The organism is Bacillus sp. SRL543 (assembly GCF_984799205.1).
The window spans coordinates 1,537,166-1,557,271 of sequence record NZ_OZ481794.1 but is presented as its reverse complement, the minus strand read 5'-3'; the positions used below and the strand labels follow the sequence as shown (position 1 = coordinate 1,557,271).

The window sequence follows — 20,106 nt, the reverse complement described above, 5'->3', positions numbered from 1 at the left end:
TTCATTTTTCCTTAAGCAAATGCAGTACTATACTTTATGCACCTCAGAAAAAAAACTGCCTAATTTTCAGAAACAAGGCGTTTGTCCGTAACCCATAAGCCCTTTCGGCAATATGTTATTAGTGTAGTATCACAAGAAACAAAGGAGGAAAAGATAATGGGTTGTGGAAAAAAAGACAATGTTTTAAGCTCAAACAGCTGTGTCTGCGAAGTGGTTCGTGCGATAAAAGATATTCAAGATAATGCCGAAGATGTATGCGAGTGCCCGACGAATTGTTTCCTGGAGCCGCTTGGGACACTGGTTTCTCCGTCTAAAAGGCAAAATGCCGATACACGCGTTTTTGTCCTGAAAACAGCTGACGGGTCACCATTCCATGCTTTCTTCAGAGGCAACGACTGCTCTTGCGTATCCATCTTCTTCCGTGTAGAAGATATTTTTGATAACTGCTGCGCAGTGCTCCGCGTCCTTGAACCGCAAAAAAGAACACATGACGGCTATGATACAGTAGATCTGACAGAAGACTGCTGCATCGACCTCAAAAAGGTCTGCCAGGTAGACCGCTTTGTTAAGACGAATGACTGCATCACAGTCGATCTGAAATGCTTCTGTGCTGTGCAGTGCATCGCCGATGTCAACCTAGACATCTGTGACTAGCATCCTGGCCATTCCTAATGGCCCATCTGAGTTAGAACCTTCTTTGCATAAGTCAGGCAAGTCAATCACTTGGCGTTCGCCGGCTATAACCGGCGAACCGCTTGTTTTTGTGTAGAAATGCGGAGGCGACTGTACAGGTGCGAAAAGCATAAGGCGCTTTGGAATTGAAGGCGTTCTTTGCCTTCGGTTCTTAGGTGGCTTAAGACCTCGAGGGGCTAGCGCCTGGAGCTGGACAATGCAGAAATGCGGAAGGCGCTTGTTCAGCCCCGACAAGCTTAAGACGCCTAAGAATTGAAGGCGTTCTTTGCCTTCGGTTCTTAGGTGGCTTAAGACCTCGAGGGGCTAGCGCCTGGAGCTGGACAATGCAGAAATGCGGAGGCAGTTTTTCATTCATTAAAAAAGCCAGCCCAAGGGCTGGCTTTTTCATGTTCTTGTCATCTTGTAAAGCCTATCATCCTGATTTCCTTTATAGCCTTTACCGTTAATGTTTCAAAGGATTGATCCATAAGCTTTAGCTCCACCTTATCTTCAGAAGGCATGCCGTGCACAATCCCCCTGTAGGTCTTATCTTCTGTGGAAATCAGGCAGGGAACCGGCGGCAGCTGCTTTGGGAAATTGAGCAGATAATCCAGCCTTTCGTCCACATTCATTTCTTTGAAGGGCTTAACCCTTTGAAAAGAAAAGAACCCCTTTTTCCGTGATTCTTCTTCCTTTTTTTCAAGCTGGGCCTCCTGATAATCACTGATGGCTGACTGGACGGCTTCTTTTCCTTCTGGCAGATCTGGTTCCTGGCTGGTTGGACCGAAAATGGATTCTTCCCTTTGTCCGGCCGCCTTACTTTTTTTATGGTTATCAGGTGCCTGACGATTTGCCGGAAGTTTCTCCTGCTTTTTATCATTTTTTGCAGAGTAAACTTCCTGCATTTTGATATCCGGCACTTTAAAGCTTGGCTGATGAATATAAAGCATAGGTTCTTTTGTTTTTTTCTCTTTTTTCTCCACCCTGTGCACCTCCGCATTATTTCTCCTTCATATATGTATGCAAAATGGGCCGATTCGTTTACTGGGCAGCTAAGGATCTTGACATTGCGGTTAAGGAGAGAAATCAGATGTGCATCTTGCAGGGGGCAGCTTTACAAAGGATTAACACGGCGGGAATATATTGTTCATAATCATGTGATATTGTTGCCATATAAGAAACCTTAGTGCGGGGAAAGGCATTTCCCCGCACCAGGGTTTTCCCCCCCATTTACATATTGAAAAGGCAGGCCAAGATTGGCCTGCCGATTTTTTTTAGCCCATGATATGGAAACCGGAGTCAACATGAATGTTTTCCCCCGTAATTCCTCTGGACATATCGCTGAATAAGAACACCGCAGTATCTCCGACTTCTTCTTGTGTGGTGATGCGGCGCAGAGGTGCCTTTTCTTCAATTTCCCTCAAAATCGAATTGAAGTCGCTGACACCTTTTGCAGACAAGGTGCGGATCGGGCCTGCAGAAATAGAATTGACTCGGATCCCGGCTTTGCCAAGATCTGATGCAAGATACCTGACGCTTGCATCCAGGGACGCCTTGGCCACTCCCATGACATTATAATTCTGCATGACGCGCTCTCCGCCCAGATAGGTCAAAGTAACAATGCTTCCTCCATCAGTCATCAGTTCTTTTGCTTCCTTTGCCACTGCTGTCAAAGAGTAAGAGCTGATATTATGGGCAAGAAGGAATCCGTCCCTGGTCGTGTTCATAAAGTCTCCCTGCAGCTCCTCTTTATTGGCAAAGGCGATGCAGTGGGCAACTCCGTGAATGGTTCCAGCCTGGGCTTTAATCTCAGCAAAGCACTTGGCTACCTCCTGGTCATTTGTGACATCGCACGGGATTACAAGACTTTCTGCATTTTCCAAAGAGCCTGCCAGCTCTTTAACGCTTTTTTCAAGGCGTTCTCCTGCATATGTAAATATCAGGCGCGCTCCTGCTTCATGCAGTGAACGGGCAATTCCCCATGCTATGCTGCGTTTATTGGCCACTCCCATTACAACATATGTTTTTCCAGCTAAAGAAAGAGTCATAGTCGGTGCCTCCTATATTAATACATGTTATTAGTACCTAGTACTAATGTTACTACATAATCAGGCAAAAGGAAAGTGCTGCAGAAGAAATAAGAAAGCCGGCCCATGCTACTGGGCCGGCTTTACGAAAACTGAATGCTAACACCACTCACAGAACTCAAGCTCACGCTTTAATTCATCTACATACTCTTTAGAGCCTGTTACAATCAGCCTGTCATTCATTTGGAGCTCAGTATCACCATGCGGGACGATCGAATCCTTTCCGCGGAAAATGCGGACGAAGATAACATCCCCGGTAAATGGAAACCTCCTTAAAGTCATGCCGTCAAACTGGCTGTTCAGCAGCTTGATCTCATACAGGGACGTCTCCTGATTGGTCAGGATATTAATCACACTCGGAGATTCAATCAGAGCACGCAAAAGCGCCTTTGTCGATAAAAGCACTGAGAAGACTTCCACTTCCTGCTCTCGAAGGGATTCCTCCAGGTCAGGGCTCTCGATACGGCAGATGACACGATCTACTCCCCGTTCTTTGAAAGCGACGGACAATGTGGCATTTGCTTCTTCATCACCTGTAGAAATGACCACAATATCCGAACTGAAGACATCTGTCTCCTCAAGGACTTCCACTGTGAAATCCTCAACTTCTTCAATTTCAAAAAGGGAATCGGCAATCTGCTTATCAGACTTCTCTTGCTTTTTATGATACAGCTTCGGTTCATACAGCGGTGATTTCAGTTCGCTGTAAACCGGCAGGGTAAGCTGGTTTGCACCAATAAAGGCGACTTTGAGCATTTTTTCCTCTGCCGCTTCTTTCGGAAAAAGCTTTTTGAATACGATCGGAGTCAGCACACAGGTGATGATGGCTACCAGAATCAGCGTTCCGCTCATCTCTGCTGTGATGATTTCCATCCTTTCCCCGATGGTTGCTGCCGCGATGACAAGGGACAGTGTGGATGTCAGCAAGAACCCTGATGAAATCACGGTTTTTGCGTCATACCATTTCTTAAGAATGAGAACAGGGACAAGCTTGGAAGCAAGCAGGGCAATCAGCAGAAGCGGAATAAGCATAAGCATCTTCTGATCGCTGAATAATGTCCAAACATTAAGGTCGACACCGACCATCACAAAGAAAATAGGGATCAGGAAGCCATAACCGAATGAGTCCAGCTTATGGATCATTTCCTGATTTGGTGCAAGGAGGGACACAAGCACACCCGCCAGGAATGCACCAAGGATATTCTCCGCGCCAACCGTTTCTGAAAGGCCAACCAAGAGCAGAATGAGTGTGAAAACTGCCCTGGTCCCAATTTGGACTGTACCGGTTGACATGGCTTCAATGAAATTGCGTTTCTGGAATTTCTTCCCAACAAAAAACAGGATGACTCCGGCTCCGAATAATACTAGCAGAAGCCAGGTATTGCCTTCGCCGCCATCATAAAGCGACACAAAGACAGCCAGAAGGATCATTGTAGCCAAGTCGGCAATGACTGCAATCAAAAGGATGATCTGCCCGATCCCTGTTTTCATCAGATGGGCTTCTTTCAATGTTGGTACTACCACCCCAAGGGATATTGTCGAAATGATCAAGGTCATCAGGAAGGCATTATCAATGAATCCTGCCAGGACAAACAAATAGGAAAGCAGCAGCGATACAGCGAAAATCCCGACAAACACAATGGACGCAACAAAAAACGTGTTTGGCTCAGGCTTTCCATTTGGCAGGACTGCTCTTTTCTTGCTCTTTTTAAAAGCTGAAAAGTCAATTTCAAGCCCGCTTAAAAACATAAGGAAAATAAAGCCGAGGGTCGAGAGAGTTTCCAGCCACATGTCTTCATGTACCAGATCAAATCCGCTCTTTCCTATGATGAGGCCGACAATGATTTCTGCCACGACGACAGGGATAAAGTTTAATTTCAATCGATGCAGCACAATAGGTGTAATAAACGCTGCAAGAATGACTATAACAAGAGAAGCAACAGATGCTCCATGCTCCATATCTATTCCTCCTCTGACTTAAATCAGATAGCTCATGAACAATGTGGCCATCCCAAAATAAATTAAAATACTGATAATATCGTTTATTGTCGTAATAAAAGGTCCTGAAGCAACTGCCGGGTCAATATTCATGCGGTGCATGATCAATGGCACGAGCGCCCCTGCTAGTGTTGCAACAATCAATGTAGAGAAAATGGAAATGCCGACAAGCAGGCCAAGATAGATATCGCCATGCCAGAGCCATACAGCGAGACTGACCAAAATCCCGCAGATTGTCCCTGTAATGACCCCTGTCCCGGCTTCCCTGAAAATAAGCTTAGATTTGTTCTCTCTTTCAAGATCGCCTGTTGCAATCCCGCGTACAGCGACTGCCAGGGCCTGTGTGCCTGTATTTCCAGCCATACCGGCGATAAGCGGTATAAACACAGCCAGTATTGACACCTTGCTCAGCGTTTCTTCAAACCGTCCAATCAGACTGGCAGTCATCATCCCCAGAAACAGCAGAATAATAAGCCATGGCAGCCTCTTTCTGGCAGCAGCAAATGGACTTCGATCAAGAGTATCCATGTCAGAAACCGCTGCTAGCTTGGAATAATCGTCTGATGCCTCTTCTTCCATGACATCCATGACATCATCAACTGTTATGATTCCCAATAAATGATTTTGAAAATCGACAACCGGGACCGCAAGGAAATTGTAATCCTTTATTTTTCTTGCTACTTCCTCCTGGTCTTCTCCCACCGATACCGATACGACCCTGTCATTGGTGATTTCCGCTATCATCGTGTCATCATCGTTCACAATCAAATCACGGAGAGAAATGACCCCTGCCAGCTTTTTGTCCTCATCCACCACGTATACATAATAGATAGTTTCGGCCCGGGGGGCTTCATTTTTCAGGATATACATAGCAGAACGGACCGTCTGATTTGCAGAAAGAGAAATGAATTCGGTCGTCATGATGCTTCCGGCCGTATATTCTTCATAATGCAGCAGGTCTTTGATTTCCTGTGCCGCATCACTGTCCATTATGGTCAGATAGCTTGCAGCCTGGTCTTTGTCCAGTTCATTCAGGACATCGACCGCATCATCGGCATACATATTTGACAGCATATCTGCTGCATAGCTTGGATTCATTTCAGCCAGTACATCTTTGTATTCTTCCTCTTCCACTTCCAGATTTTCAAAAAGATCTGCCATTTCCTCAGGGGACAGGAATTGATAAATGACTGAACGGGCTTCTTCCTCCAGCTCCTTAAAAAATGAAGCTTGATCATAAGGGTGCAGATCAAGAAACTCTTCCCTGAAAACATCTAAATCTTCATTTTGTAAAGATTGGAGCAGCAGCTCGCGGTTATATTGCTCTGCTGGTCTTTCTTGCATATCGGGCATGATTTCCCCCTCCTTCCGGGTATACTGAAACAGTCTTTACTATACTAGCAAATGTTTGTTTTTTTGTCGTCATTAAAATCTTCCCACAGGAATATTTTGAGGATTTCAAATATACAGAGTGAGGCCTGCTTGAATGATAGGCGGAGGAGGAACAGAATGAAGATTGATATCATAGGGGATATTCATGGATGTTTTGCTGAGTTCAAAACACTTACATTGAAATTGGGCTATTCCTGGGAAACCGGCATCCCTGCCCATCCTGATGGGAGAAAGCTTGCTTTTGTCGGTGATTTGACTGACCGGGGCCCCGAGTCGCTGAAAACGGTCGGAATTGTCTGGGAGCTTGCAGCCAGGCGGCAGGAAGCCTATTATTCACCGGGCAACCACTGCAACAAGCTTTACCGCTTTTTCCTGGGCAACAAAGTCCAGATCACCCACGGCCTTGAAACGACTGCTGCTGAATATGAAGCCCTTCCCTATAAGGAAAAAAAGGAAATAAGAAGAAAATTCATGGAACTGTATGAAAAGGCTCCCCTCTATCAGGTGCTTGACGGCGGAAAGCTCGTCATCGCCCATGCGGGGATCAAGGAAGAATACATCGGGAAAAATAATGCAAAGGTGAAAACTTTTGTACTATACGGAGACATTACCGGAAAAAACAATGCGGACGGCACTCCTGAAAGAAGAGACTGGGCAAAGGAGTATAAAGGAGAGAGGGTCATTGTCTATGGCCACACGCCCGTTAAAGAACCCCGCACCATCAATTCTACCTATAATATTGATACAGGTGCCGTTTTTGGCAATAAGCTTACGGCCTTGAGATACCCGGAAATGGAATTGGCTTCTGTCGGCTCGTCCATGCCTTTGGTGGCAGAAAAGTTCCGGGAAATGCTTTAATATTAAAACGGCCGCCTTTGAAGGCGGCTGTCTTTTATTCCAGCAAATTCTTCATATCATCGGGCAGCCCGGCTGAGAAGCTAAGCTGCTTGTCCAGGAACGGGTGGAAAAAGCGGAGTTCCCGGCAATGAAGCGCCTGCCGGCTGATTTTGTTTTTATTCCCTCCGTACAGCCCGTCCCCAAGCAGGGGGTGTCCGAGATGGGAAAGATGGACCCGGATCTGGTGGGTTCTCCCTGTTTCAAGCACCAGCTCCACATGTGTGAACTCACCGGTCTCCTTTACCTTGTAGTATGTACAGGCATACTGCCCATCTTGGAAATTGACTTCCCTTTCAATAATGCTGTCCGGCTTGCGGGCAATCGGAGCCTGTATGGCTCCCTCTTCAGGAAAGATTTCCCCTTCTGCAAAGGCTTCATAGGTTCTTTTCACCCGGCCTTCCTTTTGCAGTTTGCTCATTAAGTGATGGACATGGCGATGCTTGGCGACCAGGACCAGCCCGGAAGTGTCGCGGTCAAGCCTTGTAACGATATGGACAGTCGATGCCAGGCCGATTTTCCTGTAATAGCCGATGAGGGCATTCGCAAGGCTGCCGCGGGGATGCTCCCTGGATGGGATTGTGCTCATGGCGGCTGGCTTGTTGACAACCAGAACATAAGAATCTTCATAAACGATAGCCAGCGGGATGTCTTCTGCTTCCATTCCCGGACTCGGCATCTCAGAAGGGAACATAAGGTAAAGGCTGTCGCCCTCCTTTAGCATATAGCGCACATTTTCCTCTTTGCCATTCACTTCAATCTTCCCGCCGCTGAACTTAATGTCAGTCAGGGCAGCCTTTGAAATGTCACGCTGCTTCAGATAATCTTTTATGGACTGTCCGCTGTCCTGCTTGTCGATTCTCCATTTTAATGTGAACGAATCCATGGACGGCCCTTCCCTTCTTAGTTGTCGGTAATAAATGAATCATGGACCCTTTTCCAGAATGGGAATGGGCGGAATCGGGCAAACCTGATCTTTTCATCCGCCACCCTGAACTGGATTGACTTTACATCCTTGTGCAGGAGCGTCAGATGATCGATTGTAATCTGAAAATCCGGTACATTGACCGGCTTGAGCATACACGTATGATGGGCCGGCAGGACAAGCGGTGAACCCAGCGTCCTGAATACCCGGTTATTGATGGAAGCCATTTCCGCAAACTGAATGGCAGGCAGAGACGGATGGAGGATGGCCCCTCCGAGCGCTTTGTTATAAGCCGTACTTCCTGATGGAGTGGACAGGCAAAGCCCGTCTCCCCTGAAGCGCTCGAAATGCTGTCCCCTGATTTCCACATCCATCACAAGTGTGCCCTCGATGCTCTTGACTGTCGACTCATTCAAGGCAAGATATCTCGTTTCCCTTCCTCCATGCTGATAACGGATGATCACCTCAAGAAGAGGGTATTCAATCACCTGGTACGGCGTCTTGGCAATGGCAATCACAAGCTTTTCAATCTCTTCCGGCACCCAATCAGCATAAAAGCCAAGATGGCCTGTATGTATGCCGACAAAAGCCGTTTTCTCCAGCCTGCTGCTGTACCGGTGGAAAGCATAAAGAAGTGTGCCATCACCGCCTATGGATACAACGATATCCGGCTGATCCTCATCATATATTAAATCAAAATCCAGTAAATACGTTTTCATTTTATGCATAAGTGTATTTGATTTGGAGTCGCCTTTAGACGTTATGGCAAATTTCATTGTGCTTTCTCTCTCCTTTTCAAAATCGCTGTCTGCCCCTTGCCCGGGTGTGGACAGAAGGCTGTCAGCCGTCAGCTTCCGCCTTCCTTCTGATGCTCTTTCTTCCGTGTGAAGAACGCCTGTGCATCCTGGATTTCCCCTCTGATCAAAGACATTTCTTCATCCAGGCGAAAAGCAGCCTCAGCGGCCCTTTTCAGCCTCATTTGTATATCCTTAGGGAATTGGCCGCGGTATTTGTAATTTAATGAGTGTTCAATAGTCGCCCAAAAGTTCATGGCCAGCGTCCTTATCTGGATTTCAACAAGGATTTTTTTCTCGCCATTGATCGTTTGGACAGGATATCTTATCACAACATGATATGAACGGTAGCCGCTTGCCTTTTTGTGGGAAATATAATCCCGTTCCTCTATCAGCTCAAAATCGTTCCTTCTCCGGAGCATTTCAACAACAAGTTTTATGTCATCCACAAACTGGCACATCATCCTTAAGCCTGCGATATCCTGCATCTCGGTTTCCAATTTATCAAGCGGGATCCCCTTTTGATTGGCTTTATCCAATATGCTCGCAATCGGCTTTACCCTGCCTGTCACAAATTCAATCGGGGAATTCGAGGAATCCAGTTCAAACTGGCCCCTCATTCCTTTCAGCTTCACCTTCAATTCCTCGACAGCCTGCTTATAAGGTGCTAAAAAATGATCCCAATGCTTCATGCGCATCTTCACCTCATCCCATTTTCTCTGTTTTCCGGAGAAAGGCCGGGGTGCGCCAGCCTTTCTGCCGGGGGGCTACTGCGCTTGTCAGAAGGCGGCTTCTACCTTTGCCACCATTTCATCTCCATAATTGCTGTTGCCTTTAATATTCTCGATCAGATAGCCGAGTTCCTCCCTGAATTGCGGAAGGGGCAGCCTGTCAGGACCGTTTGCCAGATAGGCATCCGCCCCTGCTGCAAGCGCCTGGCTCATGACGGCCCAGATGCCTTCTGAAAGGGCTATGTATGTATATTCATCATTGCTTTCCGCAATATAAACAAACGCCAGGTTATCTGAATCGACCAGCATCTGTTCATTTGCCTTAAGCCCATTAATATCCTGCTCTGTTTCCAGCAGCAGCTCGTTCTTTTCTGTAAGAGCCGCCTTGATTATGTTTATTTTTTTATTCATGAATTCTACCTCCAATACTCCCCTTTATTTTATCACAGGTTGTTTCTATATCCTAAGGATTGAAGTCTGCGGGAAGGAAAGAGATAATAAAACTGACTAAACCCGGAGGGAGCACATAATATATGAGCCATTCGCAGCATATTGAAATAGAATTTAAGAATTTGCTTGAGCACCATGAATTCGAGGAAGCCGCAGCCTTCCTCCAGGTTGGGCAGGCAGATTTTTTCATGCAGGAAAACCATTATTTCGATACACCAGACTTTAAGCTGAAGAATAAAATGAGCGCGTTAAGGATCCGCATGAAAAATGGGACATATGAAATGACGCTCAAGCAGCCAGCCGGCGAAGGGCTGCTCGAGACAAATATACAGCTTTCGCAATTGGAAGCTGATGCCTGCATGAACACAGGCTCGATTCCGGACGGCCTTATAAAAGATGCACTGGAAGTCATGCATATTCCTGCAGCCGAACTCGAATACTTTGGATCCCTTTCTACCAGACGGGCCGAAAAAGCTTATAAAGGCGGCCTGATGGTTCTCGACCATAGTTCCTATTTAAATTGTGAGGATTATGAATTAGAATATGAGGTAAGTGACAGCGAAAAAGGAAAGAAGGAATTCATCCTTTTCCTGAAAACCCTAAACATTCCCGAAAGAAAGACCGAAAATAAAATTAAGAGGTTTTACACCCAAAAATTAAAAATGAACACTGCTAATGATTAAAGCTATAGCAGTTATATAAGGAGCCAGCAATGAACATTGACCAACTGAAAGTGATGCTAGAACTCCAGGCCCTGCAGAATTTCGGCGGAAACAGTACCCCTTCAGACTCCGGCTTGGGCAGTGTCTTCACGAGTATCATGAATGAGATGATTGCAGCAGATGAGGCGCCCAAGGACCAGCTGTCTGCAGGTGCAGGTGCAGACGCCTACCTGTCTGGGAAAATGGCGGCCGCCCTGCCTCCAGCAAGCTTTACAAAACTTTCAGGCGGGCATGGAGAACTCTTTTCAGATATCATCAATGAGGCAGCAGAGCTGTACAAGCTTCCGGCCAAGCTCATCCACTCTGTCATCAAGCAGGAATCCAACTTCAATCCCGGAGCTTCCAGTGCTGCCGGCGCTTCAGGGCTGATGCAGCTCATGCCCGAAACAGCCAGAGGACTTGGCGTCAAAAATGTGTTTGACCCACGTGACAATATATTCGGCGGCAGCAAATATCTGCGGGAAATGATGGACAGGTACGGCGGAAACATTGAAAAGGCGCTTGCAGCATATAATGCAGGCCCGGGAAATGTTGATAAATACGGAGGGATCCCTCCTTTTAAAGAAACAATGAATTATGTAAAAAAAGTAACCGGCAGCTTCTTCTCTTAAAGAATAATGCGAGAAAGCCTTTTGCAGCCCCAGGCCCTGCAGAAGGCTTTTTTTGGTGAAAACAAACCTCTTTTCCCCTTCATACTGACCTGACAATGGTTCACGCTGGAAAAATTCCGTGATATTGGTTAAAGTAATGAATGCCGCCCCTTTGTTCTGCTTGTCCTCAAGCTATTTGTTTGAGATATAAAAAGGGCGTTGTTAAAATAAAGAAAGCACAGAGACCCTAACTGCAAAATGATGGTTCCTGCTATAACTGATTCTTTGGAAACTTACTTATTAAACTCGAAAAGGAGTTTTTATAATGGCCGAGAAAATGAATGTACCGTTCGATGCTATTGGCGAAGAAAAACTTCACCGGCTGGTTGATGTTTTTTACAGCCTGGTTGGACAGCACCCTGATCTCGCTCCTATCTTCCCTGATGATTTAACTGAGACGGCCAGAAAGCAAAAACAGTTCCTGACACAATATCTTGGCGGACCTGCTTTATATACAACCGAACATGGGCACCCTATGCTAAGAGCACGCCACCTTCCCTTCGAAATTACGGAAACAAGGGCAAAGGCCTGGCTGTCATGCATGGAACAGGCTATGGATGCAACAGGATTGGAAGGCAGCTTCAGGCAGCATTTCTTCTCCAGGCTCGCATTAACCGCACAGCATATGGTCAATACACCAGAAAAAGATATGATGAAAGGTGAGAGCACGTGAGGGAAAAAGAAACATCTCAATTCATGCATGCATCTCCTCATTGCCAGGGCAGCGAGAAAAAGCGGGTTGAGATTTACATGTTCATCGATCCTCTCTGTCCCGAGTGCTGGGCGCTGGAACCAATTATTAAGAAATTGATGATAGAGTATGGAAGCTACTTCTCCTTTAAGCATATCCTTAGCGGCAGGCTTGCCTCCCTGAACATGGGGAAAAAACAGAAGCTGGAAAGCCTTGCTGACTATTGGGAAAAAACTGCAAGCCGTTCAGGCATGTCATGCGACGGCAGCGTCTGGTTTGAAAATCCCGTTTCATCCCCTCACCTGGCTTCAATTGCCATAAAGGCTGCCGAGCTGCAGGGAAGAAAAGCAGGCATCCGCTTTCTGCGGAAGCTGCAGGAGGTGCTTTTCCTTGAAAAGCAGAACGTTTCAAACTTTGATGTACTCAAATCCTGTGCACAGAATGTTGGCCTGGATGTTGTCGAATTCATTGCCGATATCCACTCAGACAGCGCAGCTAAAGCTTTTCAGTGTGACCTGAAAATCACTTCAGAAATGGACGTACAGGAAATCCCTACACTCGTATTCTTTAATGAAAATATTGAAGAGGAAGGAATCAAAGTCACAGGCTATTACCCTTATGAAGTGTATGTGCAGATCATTGAAGAAATGCTGCAGACGAAGCCTGAACCTTCCGAGCCGCCACCCCTCGAAGCATTCCTGAAATACTTTAAACTGGTGGCAACCAAGGAAATCGCAGTTGTATACAATATGACAGTTTCCCAGGTGGAAAAAGAAATGAAAAAACTCCAGCTGAAGCAGCTCGTCGAACAGCTCCCTGCAAAATACGGGACTTTTTGGAGATACTGCGGAGAATAGCAATTAGGAAATAAGAAAAGCCCTGCATATGCAGGGCTTTTCTTATTTCAGGGTGGGAGTTTTTTATGTTTCAGAAGGGGTTTGGTTGGTTGGTTGGTTGGTTGGTTGGTTGGTTGGTTGGTTGGTTGGTTGGTTGGTTGGTTGGTTGGTTGGTTGGTTGGTTGGTTGGTTGGTTGGTTGGTTGGTTGGTTGGTTGGTTGGTTGGTTGAATAGATTGGTTGATTGTGAATTATGTCACAAATATATCTTATCTTATTGAAAGCAGGCTAAACAACCGTTTGTTCACCTCTTCACAGAATTGTTACGAAATTATCCCCCCACTCTGCATATACATATACAAGCTCTGAAACTATTAGCAGGAGGTTAAGCATGCTTAAAAATAAAGCCATCTTATTTCTGATCATCCTGGCAGTCGCTGCTGCTTTCATTCTGAATATATTGGGCCTCATGAAGATGCTGCCCCTCATCGTCACCTCACCGCTCTTATTCCTGGCGCTTTTGAGCCTGGTGCTATACATTAGTGAAAGAAAGCGGTTTAAAGGTTTTTAAGCGGAAAATGCTGAGGCGGCTGTTGAGGTGGAACAAGCTTGAGACGTGCAGACGGAAGGTTGTTTTTTAATCTTCTGGCCTGATGTGTTATTAGTGAGTACCTAGGAGCCGGAGCTGGTTTGGAACGGTTTTGCGGGGGATGATTCCTGGCCGAGGTGAGGGTGTGGCAGAGTGGAGTTGCTAATATATGGCGGAAGTTGCTAATATAATTGAAAAGTTGCTAATATATAGCGGAAGTTGCTAATATAATTGAAAAGTTGCTAATAAAACGGAAAAGTTGCTAATATCCGTCCAGCAGAAGCTCCCTTCCTGCCAGACAGCCGCTCAGCTTCGCCATTCCCTCCCACCCCAACTCGCAAATATATCTTAAAACCCGCAAATATATCAAAAATCTCGCAAATAACCGCCCTCCAAATCCCCAATCCACCCACCGGCCACACAATAAAACGCCAAATTCCCAGATTCAGCACCCCACTCTCAATCAAACCACCACTTCCGCCGCTTCCCCGGCAGCAACAGAACATAAATATGCTTCACTTGCAGCATTTCTTCATCCAAAACCTCAGTAAGCCGCCGCGTTCCTATCACGTTCCTATATTGTAAAAAAAGAAATAGTATCAAAAGTCCATTACAGGTTTTCTTTTGTTTTTTGCCGAACTCTTAATTAAAACTTCCCCCCCTGAGTCTATCTATTTCATGTTTAAAATACGCCATTCCTGAAGCGTGTTAGCACAGAAACTAATAGTATGAGAATGTTCTTCCCCGGTGTGGTTTCGCCAATAAAATGTCATAGATTTTACTATACAAAAAAAAAAGCATGCTAAATCATAAACGATTTAACATGCTTTTTGAGTGGTTTTACATGTTTAGCACCCCAAAAAAGAGAACCTCTTACAAAAGTCCATCCCCTTCTCTGCTTTACTGTTTAACCCTGTTCAAAAGTTCTTCCATCTCATTCAGCTTTTCCTCGAATACCTTGCAGGCATCTGCAATCGGAGCAGGGCTTGTCATGTCAACACCCGCTTTTTTCAGCACTTCAATCGGGTAATCCGAGCTTCCTGCCTTCAGGAAGTTGATATACCTTTCGACTGCCGGCTCGCCTTCCTCAAGGATTTGCTTGCTTAGTGCAGTTGCTGCGCTGAAGCCTGTAGCATATTGGTATACATAGTAATTGTAATAGAAATGCGGGATTCTTGACCATTCCAGCCCGATTTCCTCGTCGATGATGATATCTTCTTCGCCGAAATATTTTTTGTTCAGCTCATAATAATCCTGTGTCAGCGCATCTGCTGTCAAAGCTTCATTATTTTGGGCTTTCTGGTGGATTTGATGTTCAAATTCAGCGAACATGGTCTGGCGGAACACTGTGCCCCTGAATCCTTCTAAGTAATGGTTCAGAAGGTAAAGCCTTTTTTGATCATCATCAATCGTTTTAAGCAGATAGTCGTTAAGCAGGGCCTCATTGCAAGTAGAAGCCACTTCAGCCACAAAGATTGAATAGTTTCCGTAAGGATATGGCTGCGTTTTTCTTGTATAGTAGCTGTGGACAGAATGCCCGAATTCATGGGCAAGGGTAAACAGATTGTTCACATTGTCCTGCCAGTTCATCAGGATATATGGATTTGTGCCATATGCGCCTGAAGAGTAGGCTCCGCTTCTCTTCCCTTTATTTTCCTGGACATCGACCCAGCGGTTTTCAAAACCCTCTTTCAATAAGGAAAGATATTCTTCACCCAGCGGCTCCAGTCCTTTTAAAATATATTCCTTTGCCTCATCATAAGGAATTTCCATCTTCACATCTTTGACAAGCGGTGTGAAGAGGTCATACATATGAAGCTTTTCAAGACCAAGAACTTCTTTTCTCAGCTTAATGTAGCGGTGGAGAAGGTGCAGATTATCGTTGACCGTATTGACCAGATTTTCATAGACGCTTTCAGGGATATTATTATCCGAAAGTGCAGCATGGCGGGCAGAATCATAATTTCTGACACGCGCATAGAAATTGTCTTTTTTGACATTGCTGCTTAAAGTGCTTGAAAAAGTATTCTTGAATTTACCATAAGTATCATAGACAGCTTTGAAGGCATCCCTGCGGACCCGCTGGTCGTTGCTTTCGAGGAAGCGGATATAGCGGCCGTGTGTAACCTCGACTTCTTCGCCGTTTTCATCTTTAATGGATGGGAATTCAAGATCGGCATTATTGAGCATCCCGAATGTGTTCCCTGGTGCATCAAGGACTTCTGAAGCCTGTGCAAGCAGTGCTTCTGCTTCTGCTGATAATACGTGCGGCCTTTGAAGATTGATTTCTTCCAAAGAATGCTTATAAAGCTTCAGCTCTTCTTTTTCGTCAAGGAAGCTGCTGATTTTCTCTTCATCGATTGCCAGGATTTCGGGCACAATATAGGCCAGGCTGCTTGCTGCCTGGGAATACAGGTTCTTGATGCGGTCATCCAGACCCTGGTAGAAGGAATTGGTCGTATCCTGGTCATACCTCATATGGGCATATGCATAGAGCCTGCCCAGCCTTTCAAGGAGATGATCCTGGTATTGAAGGGCTTCATATAACTTGTCTGCACTGTCACCCAATTTACCCTGGAACCCGCCCGCTGCAGGCAGCAGCTGTTTTACTTCCTGAAATTCTTTTTCCCAGGCATCGTCTGTTGAAAAAATATCTTCAAGTCTCCATGTGTCCTCTGGCTTTATATCGCTTCTTGAAGGCAATTTCTTTACTGCAGTTTCATTTGCCATGTTTATATCCTCCATTTCGGTCATTTCGTGGTTTAAATAAAAATCGGTTCACTAGTTATTTCTACCTTTAAGGGGCAAAATCCTTCTTTAATATACCTCCTTATTGTATGTCAGTAATGCTGTTTTCATTATTGCCTTCCATGATGAATGCCACTGTCAGCCGCTTCCTCCATTCTTTTATAAAAGCGCATTCTCAACAGCTCGGCTTCATTCATTGTCTTAGGGACGATCCATTCCTGAACGAGCCTGAACTTTCCCTCTCCTTCAAACTGAAAGATCCCGGATGCTGATAAATGGGTTAAATATTCTGTTATGGCCAGACTGTATTCTCCCTCTGCAAGGGGGAGTTCCCTGAGTTTCACATCGCCAGCCCGTATACGCCCATTCAGTGACTGCAGGATTTCATTTTCAGTCACCTTCCCTCCAGGTTTCAGGCCTTTGAAACAATCAGTATGCAGATACCCCTGCCAGATCAGCGGAGGTGTTAATATCCATGGTGAATGGCGGACAGGAATGCCGATATGCGGCGGGAGCAGAGAGAGATTTAAGCCAGCTTGATATATGGCCATGTAGAAGGGGTGTTTGAAAGTGTTGGGAGTCAGCGTATAGGTTTGCTGCAGCCTGAAGATTTCCTTCTGCCAGTCTGCAGGCGGAAAACGGGAAATCCACGGGGCATTTATAAGATTTGGAGGTTTCATTTCAGCTAGCGGTATGACTGAGAAGTCTGTCAGCACATTGCGGGTGGTGAGCGGGCAAATATTGGAGAGGAAAATAAAGCTCTGTGCATCGGGGCAGTATGAAAGCAAATGATATGGAGCATAAAATGAATGATTGGTAAAACTAAAATGGAATTCAGAGAAGCTTGCTTTTCGGGCTGAGGTCCGCCTGATCTCTTTTCCTCCCAGTATCCAGATTGGTGTAAAACCTGCCTCTTTATAAGCCTTCGTCCTGCTGGCAAACAGCGATTCCGGAATAGGGGAGCACTGGAACTCAACGGCATATTTCTTCCCTCCGTACACAAAGCATATATCAGGGCGCTGCTTGATGCTTTTTATATAAGTTTCCAGCCTGGCATGCACTTTATTGGCCATCAGCCACAGGTAAATATCCAGTTTTCCTTTCAAATGATAGTCTGACTCATTTTCAAAGGATGCTTCACAGGAATGTTCCTTAAAATGTGCAAAGTGGGGGATCTTACGGGTTCCCACCTTCAGCATAACTCTTTCCCTGCAGACTGGACAGAGGAAGTTCCCCTCCTTTACCCTGAGCTTCCGCAGCGTTTCCCTATCCGTGAAGTCAGCAGTATTGATGGTCTTGCCTGATTTACGGACTGCTGTAAGCATAATTCGCCTCCTATCTTTTTTCTTTGTTCTTGGCTCTGTTAGTGTTCCATGTTGATCTCGGGCTGATTGGTGTGAAAAACTGTGTTTTATTAGCATTTCAGAATAGCTGAAATAAGGCAGAATGAACATCTGGCTGACAGACCCTAAAAACAACAATGTTTAACATAACCTAGTTATTAATTCGCTGTTTGAAATGGATATCCTGCCAGAGATTACCTCTTCATAGAAAAATGCCGCAGCAGCTGCTGCGGCATTCTCCTCATATGTTAACGGCATATATCTTAAAGCAGGGGCGACAGCAGGCGGGCAGTTGATTCCAGCAGCCTGTATCCGATATGCCGTTTGCCGAACAAATCCCCTGTGATTTCCTTGGAGTTATCAAGATCAAGCAGATATTCAGAAGCAAGCTTTTGTGTACTGTGAGTTTTAAAAAGAAAAGCGTTGACTTCAAAATTCAGGTGAAAACTTCTCATATCCATATTTGAAGTCCCGATAGAAGCGAGCTCATTGTCAACAATCACAATTTTGCTGTGCATAAAGCCTTTTTGATACTCATAAACCTTTACTCCCGCATCAAGCAATTCAGGGAAATAAGACCTGGACGCATGGAAAACAATGCGCTTATCAGGACGATGGGGCACCAGCAGGCGGACATCAACCCCGCTTAAAGCAGCCACTTTGAGTGCAGTGAAGATATCTTCATCAGGGATAAAGTACGGGGAAGCTATCCACACAGACTCCCTTGCAGAGGTAATCATCGAGAAAAATATATTCTTAATAACACTCCATTCATTGTCAGGTCCCCCTGCAATCAGCTGAACTCCTCCATGGTTGTTCTCTTCAGGAACCGGGGTCAGGTATTCAGCTGTCAAAAAGCTGTCATTGGTCATATAATACCAGTCCTGCAGAAAAATGAGCTGCAGTGTGCGGACTGCTTCCCCTTGGAGCATCAGGTGGGTATCTCGCCAGAAACCGAAATGGGCATTGCGCCCCAGATACTCATCCCCGATATTGAGACCGCCCATAAAACCTGTATTGCCGTCAATGACAATGATTTTGCGGTGGTTGCGGAAGTTGAACTTGCTGTTCAGCAGCGGCATTTTTACCGGCCCGAATGCAGCTGTCTCCACCCCAGATGACCTTAGGTCGCGAGTATACTTCTTGGATATCTTCCAGGAGCCCACAGCATCGTACAAGAATTTAACTTTGACCCCTTCCCTCGCCTTTTGCATGAGTATTTCTTTAATCTCCATCCCAATTTGATCGTGGCGGACAATATAATATTCCATATGGATGTGGTGGGTGGCATTCCGGAGGGACTCCAGAATTTGATTGAAGGTTTCTTCTCCATTTGTAAGGATTCTAGTACTTGTGGCAAACGAAATCGGGCTGTTTCCAATTTCATGTGCCAAACGGAACAGCTTCCTTTGGTGTTCTCCCATCTGGCGCACTTTTTCAGCATAGTTTCTCCCATGGTTTTCCTGCACTTTCCTGAAAGCTTCCTTATCCAGAAAGTATTTTTTCCGGAACATCTTTTCCTTCCGATAGTTGCGCCCGAAAAGGAGGTAGAAAATAAATCCGAGCAGGGGGAATCCCCCCAAAACCACGAGCCATGTCAAAGTCTGTGAGGGATGGCGGTTTTCAAGGAAAATGATAAACCCTATAAAAATGACGGATAAAGTCACCAAAAGGCTGAAGTAGCCTAAAAAGCCGCCATTGACGGGAAAGAATTTATTGATTGCAAATAGGAGGAAGATCAGGGATCCGCTGAATATGATAATCCTAACGGCATTTTTCATTGCTGTCACCTGTCCCAACCGGCAAGCTCATGCTGCCTTCTATATAAAAAGAAAACACCGATTTCATTCAGAAATCGGCATTGTTTAATCAAAATACTTCCTGAGTTCCCCGAATACACCCTCACCTATGATAAGCTTGCCGTATTCTTCAATCCGGTGGATCGTCGTCTGGGTTTCATGCCCGAATTCAAGAAGGATGCTCAAAGCATTATCAATCTGCTCTTCATCGATCTCTTCTTCGTCAGGAAATTCAACATACAGATAGTATTTATTTTCAAATGAATAAAGCTTTGTTGCCAAGGAATCGAGGCTGGAAGTTTTGGACAGGGAAATGACATCCTCAAAATCATTGAATTTCAGAAGAAACTCAAGATTATCTTCATAAGAAGAGTCTTCTTCGTCTTCATGCTTTGTGAAATGCTGATCCAGCAAATCCTCGATCCGCTCTTCCACAGGCAGATCTTTCAGTTTATCCTCTGGCACGGGAAGTTCGAATTTCTGGCCGTCTTTGGAAAGCTGCGCCTTGGTGACAAGCACCTCAAGCCCTTTATCCAAAGCTTGTACCTGAATCCATAAAGGACCTTCCACCATAAACTCTTCTTCCTGATGCACTTCGTCCATCATTTCCCAAAAGAGTTCTTCGCTCCGCTCCCGGTTGTACCAGATTTCATCCCGGTCAAAGCCTCTCTCTTCTATATCAATATAAGAAATGTAAAACTTAACAGTATTATCATTAATCCGTTCAATTTCCATTCAGAACTCTCCCTTCCGGCGATTGTTGAAGGGACTAAATACCCCCATAAG

At 45.5% G+C, this 20,106-nt stretch carries 20 protein-coding genes; 8 read left to right on the top strand and 12 right to left on the bottom strand.

Annotated features, from left to right (window positions below):
• Positions 1 to 156 precede the first annotated feature (156 nt).
• Entirely contained in the window at positions 157 to 654 is a 498-nt protein-coding gene (locus AC4E8B_RS07915; protein WP_490218030.1) for a CotY/CotZ family spore coat protein, read from the top strand.
• A 434-nt stretch (positions 655 to 1,088) separates the two neighbouring features.
• Here the strand turns inward: AC4E8B_RS07915 and AC4E8B_RS07910 are convergent, their stop codons facing one another.
• From AC4E8B_RS07910 to mgtE, 4 genes are all read right to left on the bottom strand, one after another.
• Positions 1,089 to 1,655: a CotO family spore coat protein gene (locus tag AC4E8B_RS07910; RefSeq protein WP_490218029.1), complete on the bottom strand. Its 567-nt coding sequence runs from the start codon at positions 1,653 to 1,655 to the stop codon at positions 1,089 to 1,091.
• A 291-nt stretch (positions 1,656 to 1,946) separates the two neighbouring features.
• The gene (fabI, locus tag AC4E8B_RS07905) at positions 1,947 to 2,720 is read right to left on the bottom strand and encodes an enoyl-ACP reductase FabI (protein ID WP_490218028.1); all 774 of its coding nucleotides are present in this window, start codon (positions 2,718 to 2,720) and stop codon (positions 1,947 to 1,949) included.
• Between the two features lie 138 nt (positions 2,721 to 2,858).
• A complete protein-coding gene (locus AC4E8B_RS07900) occupies positions 2,859 to 4,718 on the bottom strand; it encodes a monovalent cation:proton antiporter family protein (RefSeq protein ID WP_490218027.1) in 1,860 nt (619 codons plus the stop codon).
• An 18-nt stretch (positions 4,719 to 4,736) separates the two neighbouring features.
• Positions 4,737 to 6,110: a magnesium transporter gene (gene mgtE / locus AC4E8B_RS07895; RefSeq protein WP_490218026.1), complete on the bottom strand. Its 1,374-nt coding sequence runs from the start codon at positions 6,108 to 6,110 to the stop codon at positions 4,737 to 4,739.
• A gap of 156 nt (positions 6,111 to 6,266) precedes the next feature.
• On the opposite strand from mgtE, the gene prpE reads away from it, so the two are divergent.
• The gene (prpE, locus tag AC4E8B_RS07890) at positions 6,267 to 7,007 is read left to right on the top strand and encodes a bis(5'-nucleosyl)-tetraphosphatase PrpE (protein ID WP_490218025.1); all 741 of its coding nucleotides are present in this window, start codon (positions 6,267 to 6,269) and stop codon (positions 7,005 to 7,007) included.
• A gap of 34 nt (positions 7,008 to 7,041) precedes the next feature.
• Here the strand turns inward: prpE and AC4E8B_RS07885 are convergent, their stop codons facing one another.
• The 4 genes from AC4E8B_RS07885 to AC4E8B_RS07870 all read right to left on the bottom strand — a co-directional run bounded on the left by AC4E8B_RS07885 (position 7,042) and on the right by AC4E8B_RS07870 (position 9,904).
• Positions 7,042 to 7,929 carry an RluA family pseudouridine synthase gene (locus tag AC4E8B_RS07885; protein ID WP_490218024.1) on the bottom strand — a complete coding sequence of 296 codons (888 nt, stop codon included), beginning with the start codon at positions 7,927 to 7,929 and terminating at the stop codon, positions 7,042 to 7,044.
• Positions 7,930 to 7,946: 17 nt separating this feature from the next.
• Complete coding sequence (locus AC4E8B_RS07880) at positions 7,947 to 8,744, bottom strand: NAD kinase (protein WP_009794119.1); 798 nt, start codon at positions 8,742 to 8,744, stop codon at positions 7,947 to 7,949.
• Between the two features lie 71 nt (positions 8,745 to 8,815).
• The gene (gene yjbM, locus AC4E8B_RS07875; protein WP_490218023.1) at positions 8,816 to 9,454 is read right to left on the bottom strand and encodes a GTP diphosphokinase; all 639 of its coding nucleotides are present in this window, start codon (positions 9,452 to 9,454) and stop codon (positions 8,816 to 8,818) included.
• Positions 9,455 to 9,541: 87 nt separating this feature from the next.
• On the bottom strand, positions 9,542 to 9,904 hold the full coding sequence (locus AC4E8B_RS07870; RefSeq protein ID WP_490218022.1) for a UPF0738 family protein: 363 nt from the start codon (positions 9,902 to 9,904) through the stop codon (positions 9,542 to 9,544).
• Between the two features lie 122 nt (positions 9,905 to 10,026).
• On the opposite strand from AC4E8B_RS07870, the gene AC4E8B_RS07865 reads away from it, so the two are divergent.
• The 6 genes from AC4E8B_RS07865 (at position 10,027) to AC4E8B_RS07840 (ending at position 13,412) form a co-directional block, all read left to right on the top strand.
• The gene (locus AC4E8B_RS07865; RefSeq protein ID WP_490218021.1) at positions 10,027 to 10,626 is read left to right on the top strand and encodes a CYTH domain-containing protein; all 600 of its coding nucleotides are present in this window, start codon (positions 10,027 to 10,029) and stop codon (positions 10,624 to 10,626) included.
• A 29-nt stretch (positions 10,627 to 10,655) separates the two neighbouring features.
• Positions 10,656 to 11,276: a lytic transglycosylase domain-containing protein gene (locus tag AC4E8B_RS07860; protein WP_490218020.1), complete on the top strand. Its 621-nt coding sequence runs from the start codon at positions 10,656 to 10,658 to the stop codon at positions 11,274 to 11,276.
• A 304-nt stretch (positions 11,277 to 11,580) separates the two neighbouring features.
• On the top strand, positions 11,581 to 11,988 hold the full coding sequence (locus AC4E8B_RS07855) for a globin domain-containing protein (protein WP_490218019.1): 408 nt from the start codon (positions 11,581 to 11,583) through the stop codon (positions 11,986 to 11,988).
• A gap of 23 nt (positions 11,989 to 12,011) precedes the next feature.
• Positions 12,012 to 12,863 carry a ClpXP adapter SpxH family protein gene (locus AC4E8B_RS07850; RefSeq protein ID WP_490219568.1) on the top strand — a complete coding sequence of 284 codons (852 nt, stop codon included), beginning with the start codon at positions 12,012 to 12,014 and terminating at the stop codon, positions 12,861 to 12,863.
• Between the two features lie 28 nt (positions 12,864 to 12,891).
• On the top strand, positions 12,892 to 13,122 hold the full coding sequence (locus AC4E8B_RS07845; RefSeq protein ID WP_490218018.1) for a hypothetical protein: 231 nt from the start codon (positions 12,892 to 12,894) through the stop codon (positions 13,120 to 13,122).
• Between the two features lie 110 nt (positions 13,123 to 13,232).
• Positions 13,233 to 13,412 carry a hypothetical protein gene (locus tag AC4E8B_RS07840; protein WP_490218017.1) on the top strand — a complete coding sequence of 60 codons (180 nt, stop codon included), beginning with the start codon at positions 13,233 to 13,235 and terminating at the stop codon, positions 13,410 to 13,412.
• 918 nt (positions 13,413 to 14,330) lie between these two features.
• On the opposite strand, the gene pepF is transcribed toward AC4E8B_RS07840, so the two are convergent.
• From pepF to mecA, 4 genes are all read right to left on the bottom strand, one after another.
• Complete coding sequence (gene pepF, locus AC4E8B_RS07835; RefSeq protein ID WP_490218016.1) at positions 14,331 to 16,160, bottom strand: oligoendopeptidase F; 1,830 nt, start codon at positions 16,158 to 16,160, stop codon at positions 14,331 to 14,333.
• A gap of 128 nt (positions 16,161 to 16,288) precedes the next feature.
• A complete protein-coding gene (locus AC4E8B_RS07830; protein ID WP_490218015.1) occupies positions 16,289 to 17,503 on the bottom strand; it encodes a competence protein CoiA in 1,215 nt (404 codons plus the stop codon).
• A 281-nt stretch (positions 17,504 to 17,784) separates the two neighbouring features.
• Positions 17,785 to 19,302: a cardiolipin synthase gene (cls, locus tag AC4E8B_RS07825; protein WP_490218014.1), complete on the bottom strand. Its 1,518-nt coding sequence runs from the start codon at positions 19,300 to 19,302 to the stop codon at positions 17,785 to 17,787.
• 84 nt (positions 19,303 to 19,386) lie between these two features.
• Positions 19,387 to 20,055 (bottom strand): adaptor protein MecA, encoded by a 669-nt coding sequence (mecA, locus tag AC4E8B_RS07820; RefSeq protein ID WP_490218013.1) that lies wholly within the window; start codon positions 20,053 to 20,055, stop codon positions 19,387 to 19,389.
• Positions 20,056 to 20,106: the final 51 nt, after the last annotated feature.

Coding starts and splice junctions, on each gene's coding strand:
- AC4E8B_RS07915 (WP_490218030.1), top strand. CDS start 157: ATGGGTTGTGGAAAAAAAGACAATGTTTTAAGCTCAAACAGCTGTGTC.
- fabI (WP_490218028.1), bottom strand. CDS start 2,720: ATGACTCTTTCTTTAGCTGGAAAAACATATGTTGTAATGGGAGTGGCC.
- AC4E8B_RS07900 (WP_490218027.1), bottom strand. CDS start 4,718: ATGGAGCATGGAGCATCTGTTGCTTCTCTTGTTATAGTCATTCTTGCA.
- mgtE (WP_490218026.1), bottom strand. CDS start 6,110: ATGCCCGATATGCAAGAAAGACCAGCAGAGCAATATAACCGCGAGCTG.
- prpE (WP_490218025.1), top strand. CDS start 6,267: ATGAAGATTGATATCATAGGGGATATTCATGGATGTTTTGCTGAGTTC.
- AC4E8B_RS07885 (WP_490218024.1), bottom strand. CDS start 7,929: ATGGATTCGTTCACATTAAAATGGAGAATCGACAAGCAGGACAGCGGA.
- AC4E8B_RS07880 (WP_009794119.1), bottom strand. CDS start 8,744: ATGAAATTTGCCATAACGTCTAAAGGCGACTCCAAATCAAATACACTT.
- yjbM (WP_490218023.1), bottom strand. CDS start 9,454: ATGAAGCATTGGGATCATTTTTTAGCACCTTATAAGCAGGCTGTCGAG.
- AC4E8B_RS07870 (WP_490218022.1), bottom strand. CDS start 9,904: ATGAATAAAAAAATAAACATAATCAAGGCGGCTCTTACAGAAAAGAAC.
- AC4E8B_RS07865 (WP_490218021.1), top strand. CDS start 10,027: ATGAGCCATTCGCAGCATATTGAAATAGAATTTAAGAATTTGCTTGAG.
- AC4E8B_RS07860 (WP_490218020.1), top strand. CDS start 10,656: ATGAACATTGACCAACTGAAAGTGATGCTAGAACTCCAGGCCCTGCAG.
- AC4E8B_RS07855 (WP_490218019.1), top strand. CDS start 11,581: ATGGCCGAGAAAATGAATGTACCGTTCGATGCTATTGGCGAAGAAAAA.
- AC4E8B_RS07850 (WP_490219568.1), top strand. CDS start 12,012: ATGCATGCATCTCCTCATTGCCAGGGCAGCGAGAAAAAGCGGGTTGAG.
- AC4E8B_RS07845 (WP_490218018.1), top strand. CDS start 12,892: ATGCAGGGCTTTTCTTATTTCAGGGTGGGAGTTTTTTATGTTTCAGAA.
- AC4E8B_RS07840 (WP_490218017.1), top strand. CDS start 13,233: ATGCTTAAAAATAAAGCCATCTTATTTCTGATCATCCTGGCAGTCGCT.
- pepF (WP_490218016.1), bottom strand. CDS start 16,160: ATGGCAAATGAAACTGCAGTAAAGAAATTGCCTTCAAGAAGCGATATA.
- AC4E8B_RS07830 (WP_490218015.1), bottom strand. CDS start 17,503: ATGCTTACAGCAGTCCGTAAATCAGGCAAGACCATCAATACTGCTGAC.
- cls (WP_490218014.1), bottom strand. CDS start 19,302: ATGAAAAATGCCGTTAGGATTATCATATTCAGCGGATCCCTGATCTTC.
- mecA (WP_490218013.1), bottom strand. CDS start 20,055: ATGGAAATTGAACGGATTAATGATAATACTGTTAAGTTTTACATTTCT.